The sequence below is a fragment of the Streptomyces sp. NPDC023573 genome, assembly GCF_055559735.1.
In genome coordinates this window covers 907,335-922,994 of the sequence record NZ_JBVHKB010000001.1, presented here as the reverse complement: position 1 = coordinate 922,994, position 15,660 = coordinate 907,335, and the positions used below count along the sequence as shown (strand labels likewise).

Here is a 15,660-nt window from a genome sequence, read left to right as displayed (position 1 = left end):
AGCTCTTCAGGGCGGACCGGTGCCCGACGTACAGTCGGCCCATGCCGATCCCGTATCTGACCCTGCCCCAGGTGGAAGCGATCGCCCGCGAGGCCCATCGCACGCAGACCGACAAGGCGGGGCGCCCGTACGCGGAGCATCTGGCCGCGGTGGCGGAGGGGGTACGGATCCGGGGCGGCAGCGAGGAGCAGATCGCCGCCGCGTGGCTGCACGACGCGGTCGAGGACGGCGCGCTCTCCCGGCAGTGGCTGGACGAGGCCCCGCTTCACAGGCGGGTAAAAGAAATGGTCCTCGCCGTCACCAAGCGGGACGGCGAGGACCTCTTCGCGTACACCGGGCGGATTCTCGCCACACCCGGAGCGCTGCTGATCAAGGAGTCGGATCTGGCGCACAACGCTGACCCGGACCGGCTTGCGGTCCTGTCGCCGACGACCCGTACCCGGCTGAGCGAGAAATATGCGCAGGTGCGCGGCCTGTTGGGGTTGCCGGGGGGTGTCACCCCCGCCGAACAGCGGGATCCGGCCAACCCGGCGGCCGGCTGATGCGACGACGGGACCGGCCCCCGGCGCAGGGGGCCGATCCGGACAGGCTCAGCGCTTTGCGGGGTTCTTGCGGAAGGCCCAGTTCATGTCCGGCTCGGTCGCGAAGCGGAGCGCGCGCCGGACCGGCGGGGTGCACAACAGGGTCACGGCCGCGGCGGCGACCAGCGAGATGAGGACGAGCCCCACGGGCCCCGAGAGCCACTCGTAGCGGTCGAACAGGCCGTAGTAGCCGGCGCCCTTGATCAGGAAGCCGTGCAGCAGGTAGCCGCAGATCGTCCCGGCGCCCAGCACGGTGAACCACATGTGGCGGCGCGGCACCAGGGCGAGGAACGCGATGGTGAGCAACAGCGCGCAGCCGAACATCGCCAGGGTCATCACGGGCCCCGCCCACCACTGGAAGTCCAGCTCCTGGGCGCTGTCGCTGCGGTAGAACCAGCCGAGCCGCATGTCCGGCGCGATCCAGTAGGCGAAGGCCAGGGTCACGGCGAACAGGGGGACGGCCAGCATCCGTACCTCGCGGCGCCGGATCAGCTGGAAGTGCTCCGGCTTCATCAGCAGGCCGAGCACGAAGAACGGCAGGAGCTGGCAGACGCGCTGCAGGTCCAGGTCGTCGCCGATGCCCGGGGAGATGGAGGCGAGCGCCGCGATCAGCAGGGCGACCGGGAGCGGGTGGCGCAGCGACTGCCAGATCGGCGTGGTCACCCGCCAGATGAACAGGGCGATCAGGAACCAGGTGAGGAACAACGGGTCGAGCAGGGTGATGGGCGAATCACCCTCGCCGCCCGCGTAGCGCTTGAAGAGCGAATAGGCGGTCTCGAAGAGCACATAAGGCACCGCGACGCCGGTGACGAGCCGCTTCACCTTGGGTGCGCTCATGTTGAACGACCGCGAGAAGTATCCGGAGACGAGGATGAACGCCGGCATGTGGAACGTGTACACGACCATGTACAGCGCCCGTGTCGCGCGGCTCCCCTCCATCACCGGCTCCCACGAGTGGGCCACGGCGACGAGCACGATCGCGAGGTACTTCACATTGTCGAAGTACGCGTCACGGCTCTTGGCCGGTGCGGGTGCCTCCACGGGGGCGGGAGCTGTCCGAACGGCGGGGGAGGGCGTCCCCGGGGCCGTCAGGATCTGCTCGTGTCTCGGCTCCGTCTCCCGGCTCTCCGGGGTGATCGGGGCCCTCTGAATTTCGCTCGGAGCTTTGGACATCTCATGCACCTTAGACCCGCCGATCGGTATGCGTAAAACCCCTGAGAAATATCGCGTGTTCCCCGCCTTTCGAATGCGAAACCACCGGCAACCGCCCGTTACGTGATGATTCATCCGGCTTAAATGGTGCATATCGGCGGCTGGTTGGCGAGAGTGAATTACGTCGCACGAGCTCCTGGCAAAAGCCTGTGAATGAAGTGTGGGGATATGGCAACGATCACAACGGCCGGTATTCGAACTGCTCTGCGCACAGCGGACGCACAGCTTCTCGGCGCGTCCCCGCCCTGCGCCCCGGAGTGCGCCGCGTGCGCCGGATCGCGTCAGGGTGCTCCCGGTTGCACGCGGGCGCGAGGATGGCGCGATCTGGTCATTTCTCTTCATCACCCGGCAGCAGCCACAGGGGAGTTGGTGGCACGATGGTCGCGACGGAGGTGTGCTGGCCGCACGCCGCCGGGCCGGCAAGGCGGACCGACCAAGGGTGTGATCAGTCGTGGCCATTTCACTGTCTGTGGTGCTTCTGCTGGGGATCGTCCTGGTGGTGTTCATCCGTGGCGGATCCATCAAGGGGGGGCCGGCGGTCGTCGCCGTGCTCTTCGGCTTCTTCCTGGCCTCGACGGGCATGGCGCCGTCGATCAACAGATTCATGAACTCGATAGCCGACACGATCAACCAGATCAGCTTCTGACGCCCGCGCGCGATTCCGGCGCGGGCGTGCGCGAGTCCGTCCCGGCGGCGCACCCGCGCGGGCGCACCGCGACGCACAGGGGCTCCCGCCGACCGAAGGGACAGACATGCCCGCCTACGCCATAGCCCACCTGCGAGAGGCCGCGCCGCACCCGGAGATCGCCGAGTACATCGAACGGATCCCCGCCACCTTCGAGGGGTACGGCGGGCGCTTCCTCGTGCACGCGACGCCGCACGAGACGAGGGAGGGCGACTGGCCCGGGCACGTCGTGGTGATCGGATTCCCCGGGATCGCCGAGGCCCGTGCCTGGTGGGACTCGCCCGCGTACCAGGAGATCGCGCCGCTGCGCTCACGGCACATCGAGGGCGACATCATCCTGGTCGACGGCGTTCCCGAGGGCTACGACCCGGCACCCGCCGCGAAGGCGATGCGCGAGGCACTGCCCGGCGGGTAGCGCCCGACCGAGAAGGGCCGGCCCGGAGGATCTCTCCTCCGGGCCGGCCCTTTCGCATGGAGCGGGCGACGGGAATCGAACCCGCGTAGCTAGTTTGGAAGACTAGGGCTCTACCATTGAGCTACGCCCGCAAGCACCGCGACGCCGGTCCGGAAGGTCCGGCGGAAGTCGGTACGGGAAGCATCGTAGCGGGTCGGGGAAGGTGCGCGCACACCCGTATCGGCATGCCCCCCGTGACGCACCCGGGGGTGACTGCGCGAAGCGGCCTGCGCGGTGTCCTTCTGCATGTACCCTACGTGTCGCACCGACGGGGTGTGGCGCAGCTTGGTAGCGCGTCCGCTTTGGGAGCGGAAGGTCGTCGGTTCGAATCCGGCCACCCCGACCACCAGCAAGATCGCATTGTGGGAGTCCTCCCGCTTGCCGTTACTATGCAAATTGCGTGCCCGTGTGTCTGATGTACCGGGCTCGATCCGCGAAGCCGCCTCTCGGCGGCCCAGCAGAACCCCAAGAAGTCAGCCACCAAGGAGACCGAACCGTGAAGAGCGCCGTGGAGACCCTGAACCCGACTCGGGTTCGGCTCAGCATCGAGGTGCCCTTCGAGGAGCTCAAGGACAGCCTCGACGCGGCGTACAAGAAGATCAACCAGCAGGTCACGGTGAAGGGCTTCCGTAAGGGCAAGATCCCCAACCGCGTCATCGACCAGCGGTTCGGCCGTGGTGCTGTGCTGGAGGAGGCCGTCAACGACGCCCTTCCGAAGTTCTACACCGAGGCTGTCAACGAGGGTGAGCTCAACGTTCTGGGCCAGCCCGAGGTTGACATCACCGAACTCAAGGATGGCGAGCTGCTGGCCTTCACCGCCGAGGTGGATGTCCGTCCCGAGATCGAGATCCCGGACTACTCCGGCATCGAGGTCACCGTGGACGCACTCGAAGTCAGCGACGAGGACGTCGACAAGGCCGTGGAGCAGCTCCGTGAGCGCTTCGCCTCGACCAACCCGGTCGAGCGCGCCGCGGCCGAGGGCGACGTCGTCACGATCGACCTCGAGGCCAAGGTCGACGGAGAGGTCCTGGAGGACGGCGTGGCCGCCGGTGTCTCGTACACCATCGGCTCCGGCGAGCTCCTCGAAGGCATCGACGAGGCCGTGACCGGCCTGGAGGCCGGTGGCGAGGCCACCTTCACCTCCGAGCTGAAGGGCGGCTCCGCCGAGGGCAAGGAAGCGGAGGTCACCGTCAAGGTCACCGCCGTCGCCTCGCGCGAACTGCCCGAGCTGGACGACGACTTCGCGCAGATGGCGAGCGAGTTCGACACGCTCGCCGAGCTCCGCGAGGACAGCCGCAAGCGCCTCGAGAGCACCAAGCAGTACGACCAGGCCACCCAGGCCCAGGAGCGCGTCCTCGAGGAGCTGCTGAAGCTGGCCGAGGTCCCGATCCCCGAGAAGCTTCTCGCGGACGAGGTCCAGACCCGCAAGCACAACCTCGAGCACCACCAGCTGGGCCAGATGGGTCTCGACCTGGAGAAGTACCTCGAGATCCAGGGCAAGACCCTGGAGGAGTTCGAGAACGAGACCTCCGAGCAGGCCGTCAAGGGCATCAAGACCCAGTTCATCCTTGACGAGCTCGTCAACAAGGAGAAGCTGAACGTCAACCAGGAGGAGCTCACCGAGCACCTCATGCGGCGCGCGCAGTCCTCCGGCATGAGCCCCGACCAGTTCGCCCAGGCCGTCGTCGAAGGCGGCCAGGTGCCGATGCTCGTCGGCGAGGTCGCCCGCGGCAAGGCGCTGGCCGTCGTGGTCGAGGCCGCCAAGGTCGTCGACACCAACGGTGAGGTCGTCGAGCTCGAGGACGAAGAGGACGCGGCGGACGAGGCCACCGAGACGGTCGAGGCCGCCGAGGAGACCACCGAGCCGGCCGACGGGAAGAAGGACGAGAAGAACGAGGCCTGAGCCCCGCTCCGCTCGTTGATCTGATCCGCACGACGGGCCCCGGACGAATCAGTCCGGGGCCCGTCGCCGTATCGGCCCGCGCCCGGCGGAACCGCCCTGGAACCCTTGTGCGGACTGCTTACCTTGCGCTCCCAGCGAACAGTTGGGGAAGCGGGATGGCGTTGTCCCACCTGCGCGTTAGGGTCCATGAAGAGGAAGGGTCGGGTAGTCCCGGCCCACCCGGTACGAAGACGCTGAGACGGCCGGAGCCGTCAGAGACGAGCAGGTGGATACGTGACGAATCTGATGCCCTACGCCGCCGGAGAGCCGTCCCTCGGTGGAGGCCTCGGTGACCAGGTCTACAGCCGACTGCTCGGCGAGCGCATCATCTTCCTCGGTCAGCAGGTCGACGATGACATCGCCAACAAGATCACCGCACAGCTTCTGCTCCTTGCCGCGGAACCCGACAAGGACATCTACCTCTACATCAACAGCCCCGGCGGTTCGGTGACGGCCGGCATGGCGGTCTACGACACCATGCAGTACATCCCGAACGACGTGGTCACCATCGGTATGGGCATGGCGGCCTCCATGGGCCAGTTCCTGCTCACCGGCGGCACGGCGGGCAAGCGCTTCGCGCTCCCGAACACCGACATCCTCATGCACCAGGGTTCGGCCGGCATCGGCGGTACGGCCTCGGACATCAAGATTCAGGCGCAGTACCTGCTCCGTACGAAGACGCGGATGGCCGAGATCACCGCGCACCACTCCGGTCAGACCGTGGAGACGATCATCCGCGACGGCGACCGCGACCGCTGGTACACCGCCGAGGAGGCCAAGGACTACGGCCTCATCGACGAGATCATCTCGGTCGCGTCGGGCATCCCGGGCGGCGGCGGCACCGGAGCCTGATCCGGGCGTGCACCACCCCGCACCCTCTCGTACGCCGAGACCTCCAGCCCACAGATACGCCACCAGGATGGTGAACACCCACATGAACAACTTCTCCGGCGCCTCCGCGAGCGGCCTCTACACCGGCCCGCAGGTGGACAACCGCTACGTCGTCCCGCGCTTCGTGGAGCGCACCTCGCAGGGTGTGCGTGAGTACGACCCGTACGCGAAGCTCTTCGAGGAGCGCGTGATCTTCCTCGGTGTGCAGATCGACGACGCCTCGGCCAACGACGTCATGGCGCAGCTGCTGTGCCTGGAGTCGATGGACCCGGACCGCGACATCTCGATCTACATCAACAGCCCCGGCGGCTCGTTCACCGCGCTCACCGCGATCTACGACACGATGCAGTTCGTGAAGCCGGACATCCAGACGGTCTGCATGGGCCAGGCGGCCTCCGCCGCCGCCGTCCTGCTGGCGGCGGGCACCCCGGGCAAGCGCATGGCGCTCCCGCACGCCCGTGTGCTGATCCACCAGCCGTCCTCGCAGACCGGCCGTGAGCAGCTCTCCGACCTGGAGATCGCGGCCAACGAGATCCTGCGGATGCGCACCCAGCTCGAGGAGATGCTGGCGAAGCACTCCACCACCCCGCTGGAGAAGATCAGCGAGGACATCGAGCGCGACAAGATCCTTACCGCCGACGACGCACTCGCGTACGGTCTGGTGGACCAGATTGTCTCCACCCGTAAGACCACCGCAGGCGCGTCCGTCTGACGTCGGTCTTTCCCCTTGGCACATTCCGTTGCACGGCCACCGCCGTGTGAACCGTGCCAAGGGGGGCCCGAACGGGGGGCCAGGCAAGGTACCGTCGGATAGAGGCACCAGGAGCCGCTGAACCAGGCTGCTCCCAGGCGAAGGGGAAGCACCTCGTGGCACGCATCGGTGATGGCGGCGACCTGCTCAAGTGCTCGTTCTGCGGAAAGAGCCAGAAGCAGGTGAAGAAGCTCATCGCGGGACCCGGTGTGTACATCTGCGACGAGTGCATCGATCTCTGCAACGAGATCATCGAGGAGGAGCTCGCAGAGACCTCCGAGGTGCGGTGGGAGGAGCTCCCCAAGCCGCGCGAGATCTACGAGTTCCTCGAGGGGTACGTCGTCGGGCAGGAGCCCGCGAAGAAGGCCCTCTCGGTCGCTGTGTACAACCACTACAAGCGGGTCCAGGCCGGGGAGAACGGCGGCGGCGCGAATCGTGACGACGCGATCGAGCTCGCCAAGTCCAACATCCTGCTGCTGGGCCCCACGGGCTCGGGCAAGACGCTCCTCGCGCAGACGCTGGCCCGCATGCTCAACGTCCCGTTCGCCATCGCGGACGCGACGGCGCTGACGGAGGCCGGCTATGTCGGTGAGGACGTCGAGAACATTCTGCTGAAGCTGATCCAGGCCGCTGACTACGACGTCAAGAAGGCCGAGACCGGCATCATCTACATCGACGAGATCGACAAGGTCGCCCGCAAGAGCGAGAACCCGTCGATCACGCGCGACGTATCCGGTGAGGGCGTCCAGCAGGCCCTGCTGAAGATCCTGGAGGGCACCACCGCCTCCGTGCCGCCGCAGGGCGGACGGAAGCACCCGCACCAGGAGTTCATCCAGATCGACACGACGAACGTGCTGTTCATCGTGGGCGGTGCCTTCTCGGGCCTGGAGAAGATCATCGAGTCGCGGGCCGGCGCCAAGGGCATCGGCTTCGGGGCCACGATCCGCTCCAAGCTGGAGATCCAGGCGAGCGACCAGTTCCAGGAGGTCATGCCGGAGGACCTGGTGAAGTTCGGGATGATCCCCGAGTTCATCGGCCGCCTCCCCGTGCTGACCTCGGTCCACAACCTGGACCGCGAGGCACTGCTCCAGATCCTGGTCGAGCCGCGTAACGCGCTGGTGAAGCAGTACCAACGTCTGTTCGAACTCGACGGTGTCGAGCTGGACTTCGAGCGCGAGGCCCTCGAAGCCATCGCCGACCAGGCGATCCTCCGCCAGACGGGCGCGCGCGGTCTGCGCGCCATCATGGAAGAGGTCCTCCAGTCCGTGATGTACGAGGTCCCGTCCCGCAAGGACGTGGCCCGCGTGGTCATCACCCCGGACGTCGTCCGCAACAACGTCAACCCGACACTGGTCCCGCGCGAACCGCGCACGATCGGAAAGAACGACGGCGGCCGCCACGAGAAGTCCGCGTAGCGGCAGCGACAACGACGCGCACGCGAAGGGGCGCCCGGCCGGTGGCCGGGCGCCCCTTCGCGCTGTGCGGGGTCAGACCTTGGTGCGGGAGGTGTTGTAGAGCTTGGCGGCGAGGGTCGCCACCTCGTCCTGCGTCATGGACTTGTTGGTCATGGCCGCGCCGATGTCGACGCCGATGACCGCGCCGACGGTGCTGTAGTCGGCCCAGATGCAGACGGGCATGACCATTTCCTTGGGCCCGTTCGCCACGGTGCCGTCGGCCTCGTCGTTGACGACCTTCATGTCCTGGCACTTCATCAGCGCGCCCTCGAAACCGGAGGGTGTGACTTCCTTGGGGCTGCCCACCAGGGAGGTCGTGGCGTCGTCGCTCTCGGCCATACCCATCTTGGCCTGTGTGAACATGCCGTCGAGGGCCTTCGCGGGGTCGCTGACGTCACCCCAGTTGCCGTAGAACATGAGCATCTTGGTCGTGAGCGGGTTCTTCTCCATGTCGCCGCTCATGTACTGGGCCTCGGCCTTGTGCGGGTCCTTGATGCCCAGGGCCTCCGCCTCGGTCTTCTCCTTGCTCGACGGAGTGTCCGAGGACGAGCTCTTCGATTCGTTCTTCTTGTACGTGTCCACCGAGGCGGGGGGCGTCAGCTTGTACCCCTTGGTGGAGTCCGCCACATCGCCGCTGCCGCCGCCCGACGTCAGGAAGTACACCCCGCCCGCCACGACCGCCAGCGCCACCACGGCCGCGCCGATGATCAGGCCCGTCTTCTTCTTCGGGGCGCCCGGCTGCGGAGGCATGCCGGGGTACGCCTGCTGGCCACCGTACGGGGGAGCGGGCGGCTGCTGGCCGTACGGGCCCGGCTGCTGGCCCTGGGGGTAGCCGTAGCCCTGTGGGGGCTGCTGCTGCGGCGGGACGCCCTGGGGGGCCTGCTGCGGGTAGCCGTAGCCGGGCCGGCCCTGCGGCTGGCCCTGCGGAGGACCCTGCGGCGGGGGGCCGCCGTACGGGCCGGGCTGCTGCCCGTACGGGCCCGGCTGCTGGCCGTACGGTCCGGGCTGGCCCTGCGGCGGCTGCCCGCCGTACGGGCCCGGCTGGTTGTAGCTCATTGCGCTGTCCCCTCCAGAATGCTTATGCGTTCCGAACATCCTGACGGAAGCGGCGCTCACATAGGGCATCCGGACGTACACCGTTACTGAACAAACCGGTTTCAGTGCATGACTGTGACGCCCCTAAACTGTGTGGCGTGACCGAGAACGCAGCGCAGCAGCCAGCCAGCACCCCCGAACTGCCGACCCAGTACGCGCCGGCCGATGTAGAGGGGCCGCTGTACGAGCGCTGGGTAGAACGCGGTTACTTCACGGCCGACGCGAAGAGCGACAAGCCCGCGTACACCGTCGTCATCCCCCCGCCGAACGTCACCGGCAGCCTCCACCTGGGCCACGCCTTCGAACACACGCTGATCGACGCCCTCACCCGCCGCAAGCGCATGCAGGGTTACGAGACGCTGTGGCAGCCCGGCATGGACCACGCCGGCATCGCCACCCAGAACGTCGTCGAGCGCGAGCTCGCCAAGGACGGCAAGTCCCGCCACGACCTGGGCCGCGAGGCGTTCGTCGAGCGCGTCTGGCAGTGGAAGGAGGAGTCCGGCGGTCAGATCTCCGGCCAGATGCGCCGTCTCGGCGACGGCGTCGCCTGGGACCGCGAGCGCTTCACCATGGACGAGGGCCTGTCCACGGCCGTCCAGACCATTTTCAAGCGGATGTACGACGACGGCCTGATCTACCGCGCCGAGCGCATCATCAACTGGTGCCCGCGCTGTCTGACGGCCATCTCCGACATCGAGGTGGACTACCAGGACGACGACGGCGAGCTCGTCTCCATGAAGTACGGCGACGGTGACGAGACCATCGTCGTCGCCACCACCCGCGCGGAGACGATGCTCGGTGACACCGCCGTCGCCGTCCACCCCGACGACGAGCGCTACGCCCGCCTCATCGGCAAGCAGATCAGGCTGCCGCTCACGAACCGCACCATCCCGGTCGTCGCAGACACCCACGTCGACCCCGAGTTCGGTACCGGCGCCGTCAAGGTCACCCCCGCGCACGACCCGAACGACTTCGCCATCGGCCGGCGCCACGACCTGGAGACCATCCAGGTCCTCGACGAGCGCGGCATCATCATCACCCCCGGCCCCTTCCAGGGCCTGGACCGCTTCGAGGCCCGGTCCGCGATCGTCGCCGCCCTGCGGGCCGACGGCCGGATCGTCGCCGAGAAGCGCCCGTACGTCCACTCCGTCGGCCACTGCTCCCGCTGCAAGACGACGCTGGAGCCGCGCCTGTCGATGCAGTGGTGGGTCAAGGTCGAGACGCTCGCCAGGACGGCGGGCGACGCCGTCCGTGACGGCCGCGTCAACATCCACCCCGCCGACCTGACCCCGCGCTACTTCGACTGGGTCGACAACCTCAACGACTGGTGCATCTCGCGCCAGCTGTGGTGGGGCCACCGCATTCCCGTCTGGCACGGCCCGAACGGCGAGATGGTCTGCGTCGGCCCGAACGACGAGGCGCCCACCGGCGAGGGCTGGCACCAGGACACCGACGTCCTCGACACCTGGTTCTCCTCCGGACTGTGGCCGTTCTCCACCATGGGCTGGCCGGAGCAGACCGAGTCGCTGGAGAAGTTCTATCCGAACTCCGTCCTGGTCACCGGTTACGACCTGATGTTCTTCTGGGTCGCCAGGATGATGATGTTCGGCCTGTACGCCATGGGCGACGTCCCGTTCCGCACCATCGCCTTCCACGGCATGGTCCGCGACGAGACCGGCAAGAAGATGTCGAAGTCCAAGGGCAACGTCGTCAACCCGCTGGACTGGATGGACAAGTACGGCTCCGACGCCGTCCGCTTCACCCTGGCCCGCGGTGCCAACCCCGGCGTCGACGTCCCGATCGGCGAGGACTGGGTCCAGGGCTCCCGCAACTTCGCCAACAAGATCTGGAACGCCACCCGCTTCGCGCTGATGAACGGCGCGACGGTCGAGGGGGCCCTGCCGGCCCCCGAGCAGATGACCGCCACCGACCGCTGGATCCTCTCCCGGCTCAACACGGTCGTCGCCCAGGTCGACGCGCTCTACGACGACTACCAGTTCGCCAAGCTGGCCGACGCCCTTTTCCACTTCGCGTGGGACGAGGTCTTCGACTGGTACGTCGAGCTGTCCAAGACGACGTTCTTCGCCGAGGGCGAGCAGGCCAAGGTCTCCGCGCGCGTCCTGGGCGAGGTCCTCGACGTCACCCTGCGCCTGCTGCACCCGGTCGTCCCCTTCGTCACCGACACGCTCTGGACGACCCTCACCGGCGGCGAGTCCCTCGTCGTCGCCGACTGGCCGAAGGACTCGGGCTTCCGCGACCAGGAGGCCGAGCAGGAGATCGAGCTCGTCCAGCAGGTCGTCACCGAGGTCCGCAGGTTCCGCTCCGACCAAGGCCTGCAGCCCGGCCAGAAGGTCCCCGCCGCGCTCACCCTGGACGGCACCGCCCTGGCGCCCCACGAGGCCGCCATCCGGCAGCTGCTGCGCCTCCAGCCGGCCGGCGACGGCTTCCACGCCACCGCCTCGCTCCCCGTCGCCGGTGCCACGGTCGCCCTCGACCTCTCCGGCACGATCGACGTCGCCGCCGAGCGCAAGCGCCTCACCAAGGACCTGGAGGCCGCCAAGAAGGAGGTCGTCCAGGCGAACGCCAAGCTCGGCAACGAGGCCTTCCTCGCCAAGGCCCCCGACAACGTGGTCGACAAGATCCGGCTCCGGCTCGCCAAGGCCGAGGCCGACATCGAGAGGATCACCGCCCAGCTGGCGAATCTGCCGAAGGGCTGATGACCTGGGACCGGAGCCCCCGCGCCCCCGACCGACCGGGAGCGCGGGGGCTTCGCCGTACCCGGGGCCGGCGCCGCAGCGGGCGCTGCGCGCGATGTCCGTGGCCATCCGTAGACTGGCCCTGTGAGTGAGCCCCGCCCTTCAGACCGGCACGACGCGTCCGACCCCGACGACACCTTCGCGGAGATCGTCGACGAAGAGACCCAGCGCGACCCCGACCTGGCGGTGATCGAGGCCGGGAGCCGGACGCTGCGCACCCAGTCGGGTCCGCCGCAGGGCGAGGCGGTCCCCGACCGCCCCGCCGATCCCGAGACCGACCGGGCGCTGCGCGAGGTGGAGCAGGAGCTCGCCGGACGCTGGGGCGAGACCAAGCTCGAACCCTCGGTGACCCGGATCGCGGCCCTGATGGACGTGCTGGGCGAGCCCCAGCGCGCCTACCCCTCGATCCACATCACGGGGACCAACGGCAAGACCAGCACGGCCCGCATGATCGAGGCCCTCCTGAGCGCCTTCGAGCTCCGCACCGGCCGCTACACCTCCCCGCACGTCCAGTCGATCACCGAGCGCATCAGCCTGGACGGCGCCCCGATCGACGCGGAACGCTTCATCGAGACGTACAACGACATCAAGCCGTACGTCGAGATGGTCGACGCCCAGCAGCCCTACCGGCTCTCGTTCTTCGAGGTGCTCACGGGCATGGCGTACGCGGCCTTCGCCGACGCGCCGGTCGACGTCGCGGTCGTCGAGGTCGGCATGGGCGGCACCTGGGACGCGACGAACGTCATCGACTCCTCGGTCGCCGTCGTCACCCCCATCTCGCTCGACCACACCGACCGCCTCGGCACCACGCCCGCGGAGATCGCGGGTGAGAAGGCCGGCGTCATCAAGCAGGACGCGACGGTGATCCTGGCCCAGCAGCCGGTCGACGCGGCGCAGGTCATGCTGAAGAAGGCCGTCGAGGTGGATGCCACGGTCGCCCGCGAGGGCATGGAGTTCGGCATCGTCTCCCGCGAGATCGCGGTCGGCGGCCAGCTGCTGACCCTGCGGGGCCTGGGCGGCGAGTACGACAACATCTTCCTGCCGCTCTACGGGGCGCACCAGGCGCACAACGCGGCGGTGGCGCTCGCCGCTGTCGAGGCGTTCTTCGGCATCGGGGCGGAGCAGGCCCGCAGCCTCGACGCGGAAGCGGTCCGCAAGGCCTTCCTCTCGGTGCTCTCGCCGGGCCGCCTGGAGGTCGTCCGGTCCAGTCCCACCGTCGTCCTGGACGCCGCGCACAACCCGGCCGGCGCACTCGCCGCCGCCGAGGGAGTCTCCGAGGCGTTCAGCTTCTCCCGGCTGATCGGGGTCGTGGGCGCCAGCGACGGCAAGGACGTCCGGGGGCTCCTCGAAGCCTTCGAGCCGATCTTCGCCGAGATCGTCGTCACGCAGAACTCCAGCCCGCGCGCCATGGACGCGGACGCCCTGGCAGCCGTCGCCGTCGAGGTGTTCGGCCACGAGCGCGTCCAGGTGGAACCCCGCCTCGACGATGCGCTGGAGGCGGCGATCACCCTCGCCGAGGAAGAGGCCGAATACGCGGGCGCCGGAGTCCTGGTGACCGGATCCGTGATCACGGTCGGCGAGGCCCGGCTGCTCCTGGGAAGGCGCTGACCTGTGCGTACGCTCTGTGCATCGACGCTGATCGGTGAGTTCTTCGTCATCGGCTTCGCCGGACTCGTGGCGATGAAGTCCGACGGCATGTCCATGGGCACGGTCTGGACGGTCTGCGGCATCGGCATGCTGCTGTCCGTCCTGCTCTGCGGTGTGATCACCCGTCCCGGTGGTGTGCAGCTGGGCTGGGCGCTCCAGATCGCGCTGGTGCTGAGCGGTTTCTTCATCCCGATGATGTTCATCCTCGGGGTGATCTTCGGTGCCCTGTGGTGGGCCTCCGTGCACTACGGCCGCAGGATCGACGAGGCCAAGGCGCGCTGGGCGGCCCAGGCCGAGGCCGAGGCGAGCACACAGGCTCCGGCCTGACCCACGCGCGCGGCCCCGAGGACGACGCGGGGTAAACCCGGCCGTAGGGCCGTTCGCGTACCCCTGTAATCTCGCCCTCACCCGCACCGGAAGTCCCCAAGGAGCCGTACATGACTCAGCGCACCCTCGTCCTTCTCAAGCCCGACGCCGTACGGCGTGGGCTGATCGGCGAGATCGTCGGCCGCATCGAACGCAAAGCCGGCTGGACGATCACCGCGCTGGAGCTGCGCACGCTCGACCAGGAGACCCTGGAGCAGCACTACGGCGAGCACAAGGGCCGTCCGTTCTACGAGCCGCTCGTCGAGTTCATGGCCTCCGGCCCCGTCGTCGCTCTGGTGGCCGAAGGCGAGCGGGTGATCGAAGGCGTCCGTGCCCTGGCCGGACCCACCGACCCGATCGCCGCCGCGCCCGGCTCGATCCGTGGTGACTTCGGCACGATCACCCGGGAGAACCTCATCCACGCCTCGGACTCCGAGGAGTCCGCAGAGCGAGAACTCAAGCTCTTCTTTCCCGGGCTTTCCTGACTTCGGCTCCGCCAAACAGCGCTCATGACCTGGGGCGACCGAAGTAATTCGGTCGCCCTTCGGCATAGGGTCCCGTATCGCGGGAACGCATCCCTCCGACGTAACGTCACCATGGGTGGAACGGGCAGCCGTTCCGCTCGCCATGGCGAAGGACCCTCGCGCTGTGTCCGTGCATACGGCACTACGATGGAAGCTTCCACGCCCGCAGCGCCAACCCTCGCCTACTCAAAACAAGCCATTCTTCGCTTCTTGGGAAGGCCCGACGCATCCTCATGGGGAACAAGGGGAACTCAATGTCGTTCATCGGCCGTGACATGGCTATCGACCTCGGGACTGCCAACACGCTGGTGTACGTCAGGGGGCGCGGCATCGTCCTGAACGAGCCGTCCGTCGTGGCCATCAACACCAACACCGGCGGAATCCTGGCGGTCGGCTCCGAGGCAAAGAAGATGATCGGCCGCACACCGGGCAACATCGTCGCCGTGCGGCCCCTGAAGGACGGCGTGATCGCCGACTTCGAGATCACGGAGCGCATGCTCCGCTACTTCATCCTCAAGATCCACAAGCGCCGTTACCTGGCCCGTCCGCGGGTCGTCGTCTGTGTGCCCTCCGGCATCACAGGGGTCGAGCGACGCGCCGTCATCGAGGCGTCGACGCAGGCCGGCGCGCGCCAGGTGCACATCATCGAGGAGCCCATGGCCGCGGCCATCGGCTCCGGGCTGCCGGTCCACGAGGCCACCGGCAACATGGTCGTCGACATCGGTGGCGGTACCACCGAGGTCGCGGTGATCTCGCTCGGCGGAATCGTCACCGCCCAGTCCATCCGGGTCGCCGGGGACGAACTGGACAACGCGATCATCCAGCACGTCAAGAAGGAGTACTCCCTCCTCCTCGGTGAGCGCACCGCCGAACAGATCAAGATCACCATCGGCTCGGCCTTCGAGATGGAGAAGGACGAACACACCGAGATCCGCGGACGCGACCTGGTCTCGGGCCTGCCCAAGACCGTCGTCATCTCCGCGACCGAGGTCCGCAAGGCCATCGAGGAACCGGTCAACGCGATCGTCGACGCCGTGAAGACGACGCTCGACAAGTGCCCGCCGGAGCTCTCGGGCGACGTCATGGACCGCGGCATCGTCCTCACCGGCGGCGGCGCGCTGCTGCGCGGGCTCGACGAGCGGCTGCGCCACGAGACGGGCATGCCGATCCACATCGCCGAGGACCCGCTGGACTCCGTGGCTCTCGGGTCCGGCAAGTGCGTCGAGGAGTTCGAGGCACTCCAGCAGGTGCTGGACGCCCAGCCCCGACGGTAGAACACGCTGTTCCGCCGTACGGGCACTG

Annotated in this window: 14 protein-coding genes and 2 tRNA genes; 13 read left to right on the top strand and 3 right to left on the bottom strand. The window is 68.1% G+C overall.

What is annotated here, in order from left to right; all coding sequences use genetic code 11:
* The first annotated feature begins 41 nt into the window (after positions 1 to 41).
* On the top strand, positions 42 to 542 hold the full coding sequence (locus ACZ32T_RS04185) for an HD domain-containing protein (protein WP_467262681.1): 501 nt from the start codon (positions 42 to 44) through the stop codon (positions 540 to 542).
* A 48-nt stretch (positions 543 to 590) separates the two neighbouring features.
* Here ACZ32T_RS04185 and ACZ32T_RS04180 read toward each other — a convergent pair whose 3' ends face one another.
* Positions 591 to 1,754: an acyltransferase family protein gene (locus ACZ32T_RS04180; protein WP_467262679.1), complete on the bottom strand. Its 1,164-nt coding sequence runs from the start codon at positions 1,752 to 1,754 to the stop codon at positions 591 to 593.
* A 490-nt stretch (positions 1,755 to 2,244) separates the two neighbouring features.
* On the opposite strand from ACZ32T_RS04180, the gene ACZ32T_RS04175 reads away from it, so the two are divergent.
* Positions 2,245 to 2,439, top strand: coding sequence for a hypothetical protein (locus ACZ32T_RS04175; RefSeq protein ID WP_277333982.1), 195 nt, complete (start codon positions 2,245 to 2,247; stop codon positions 2,437 to 2,439).
* A gap of 106 nt (positions 2,440 to 2,545) precedes the next feature.
* Positions 2,546 to 2,893, top strand: a complete 348-nt coding sequence (locus ACZ32T_RS04170; RefSeq protein WP_467262678.1) for a DUF1330 domain-containing protein — start codon at positions 2,546 to 2,548, stop codon at positions 2,891 to 2,893.
* Positions 2,894 to 2,950: 57 nt separating this feature from the next.
* Here the strand turns inward: ACZ32T_RS04170 and ACZ32T_RS04165 are convergent.
* Positions 2,951 to 3,024, bottom strand: a tRNA-Gly gene (locus ACZ32T_RS04165).
* Between the two features lie 177 nt (positions 3,025 to 3,201).
* Between ACZ32T_RS04165 and ACZ32T_RS04160 the strand changes: the two genes are divergently transcribed.
* The 5 genes from ACZ32T_RS04160 (at position 3,202) to clpX (ending at position 7,931) form a co-directional block, all read left to right on the top strand.
* Positions 3,202 to 3,278 (top strand) — tRNA-Pro (locus ACZ32T_RS04160).
* A 150-nt stretch (positions 3,279 to 3,428) separates the two neighbouring features.
* A complete protein-coding gene (gene tig / locus ACZ32T_RS04155) occupies positions 3,429 to 4,835 on the top strand; it encodes a trigger factor (RefSeq protein WP_467262676.1) in 1,407 nt (468 codons plus the stop codon).
* Positions 4,836 to 5,120: 285 nt separating this feature from the next.
* The gene (locus ACZ32T_RS04150) at positions 5,121 to 5,726 is read left to right on the top strand and encodes an ATP-dependent Clp protease proteolytic subunit (RefSeq protein WP_031091967.1); all 606 of its coding nucleotides are present in this window, start codon (positions 5,121 to 5,123) and stop codon (positions 5,724 to 5,726) included.
* Between the two features lie 67 nt (positions 5,727 to 5,793).
* The gene (locus ACZ32T_RS04145) at positions 5,794 to 6,477 is read left to right on the top strand and encodes an ATP-dependent Clp protease proteolytic subunit (protein ID WP_031091966.1); all 684 of its coding nucleotides are present in this window, start codon (positions 5,794 to 5,796) and stop codon (positions 6,475 to 6,477) included.
* Positions 6,478 to 6,632: 155 nt separating this feature from the next.
* The gene (gene clpX / locus ACZ32T_RS04140) at positions 6,633 to 7,931 is read left to right on the top strand and encodes an ATP-dependent Clp protease ATP-binding subunit ClpX (RefSeq protein WP_103516222.1); all 1,299 of its coding nucleotides are present in this window, start codon (positions 6,633 to 6,635) and stop codon (positions 7,929 to 7,931) included.
* 72 nt (positions 7,932 to 8,003) lie between these two features.
* Here clpX and ACZ32T_RS04135 read toward each other — a convergent pair whose 3' ends face one another.
* Positions 8,004 to 9,026, bottom strand: coding sequence for a hypothetical protein (locus ACZ32T_RS04135; protein ID WP_467365223.1), 1,023 nt, complete (start codon positions 9,024 to 9,026; stop codon positions 8,004 to 8,006).
* 137 nt (positions 9,027 to 9,163) lie between these two features.
* On the opposite strand from ACZ32T_RS04135, the gene ACZ32T_RS04130 reads away from it, so the two are divergent.
* From ACZ32T_RS04130 to ACZ32T_RS04110, 5 genes are all read left to right on the top strand, one after another.
* Complete coding sequence (locus tag ACZ32T_RS04130; RefSeq protein WP_467365221.1) at positions 9,164 to 11,782, top strand: valine--tRNA ligase; 2,619 nt, start codon at positions 9,164 to 9,166, stop codon at positions 11,780 to 11,782.
* A 123-nt stretch (positions 11,783 to 11,905) separates the two neighbouring features.
* Positions 11,906 to 13,429, top strand: coding sequence for a bifunctional tetrahydrofolate synthase/dihydrofolate synthase (folC, locus tag ACZ32T_RS04125; protein WP_467262671.1), 1,524 nt, complete (start codon positions 11,906 to 11,908; stop codon positions 13,427 to 13,429).
* Between the two features lie 3 nt (positions 13,430 to 13,432).
* The gene (locus ACZ32T_RS04120; protein WP_467262670.1) at positions 13,433 to 13,795 is read left to right on the top strand and encodes a DUF4233 domain-containing protein; all 363 of its coding nucleotides are present in this window, start codon (positions 13,433 to 13,435) and stop codon (positions 13,793 to 13,795) included.
* A gap of 110 nt (positions 13,796 to 13,905) precedes the next feature.
* Positions 13,906 to 14,319, top strand: coding sequence for a nucleoside-diphosphate kinase (gene ndk, locus ACZ32T_RS04115; RefSeq protein ID WP_014156293.1), 414 nt, complete (start codon positions 13,906 to 13,908; stop codon positions 14,317 to 14,319).
* A gap of 293 nt (positions 14,320 to 14,612) precedes the next feature.
* Positions 14,613 to 15,632, top strand: coding sequence for a rod shape-determining protein (locus ACZ32T_RS04110; protein WP_015577137.1), 1,020 nt, complete (start codon positions 14,613 to 14,615; stop codon positions 15,630 to 15,632).
* The last annotated feature ends 28 nt before the right edge of the window (positions 15,633 to 15,660 follow it).

Bases quoted from the DNA above. Each gene is read 5' to 3' on its own strand.
- ACZ32T_RS04110 (WP_015577137.1), top strand. From the start codon at position 14,613: ATGTCGTTCATCGGCCGTGACATGGCTATCGACCTCGGGACTGCCAAC.
- ACZ32T_RS04185 (WP_467262681.1), top strand. From the start codon at position 42: ATGCCGATCCCGTATCTGACCCTGCCCCAGGTGGAAGCGATCGCCCGC.
- ACZ32T_RS04150 (WP_031091967.1), top strand. From the start codon at position 5,121: ATGCCCTACGCCGCCGGAGAGCCGTCCCTCGGTGGAGGCCTCGGTGAC.
- ndk (WP_014156293.1), top strand. From the start codon at position 13,906: ATGACTCAGCGCACCCTCGTCCTTCTCAAGCCCGACGCCGTACGGCGT.
- ACZ32T_RS04180 (WP_467262679.1), bottom strand. From the start codon at position 1,754: ATGTCCAAAGCTCCGAGCGAAATTCAGAGGGCCCCGATCACCCCGGAG.
- ACZ32T_RS04135 (WP_467365223.1), bottom strand. From the start codon at position 9,026: ATGAGCTACAACCAGCCGGGCCCGTACGGCGGGCAGCCGCCGCAGGGC.
- ACZ32T_RS04145 (WP_031091966.1), top strand. From the start codon at position 5,794: ATGGTGAACACCCACATGAACAACTTCTCCGGCGCCTCCGCGAGCGGC.
- ACZ32T_RS04170 (WP_467262678.1), top strand. From the start codon at position 2,546: ATGCCCGCCTACGCCATAGCCCACCTGCGAGAGGCCGCGCCGCACCCG.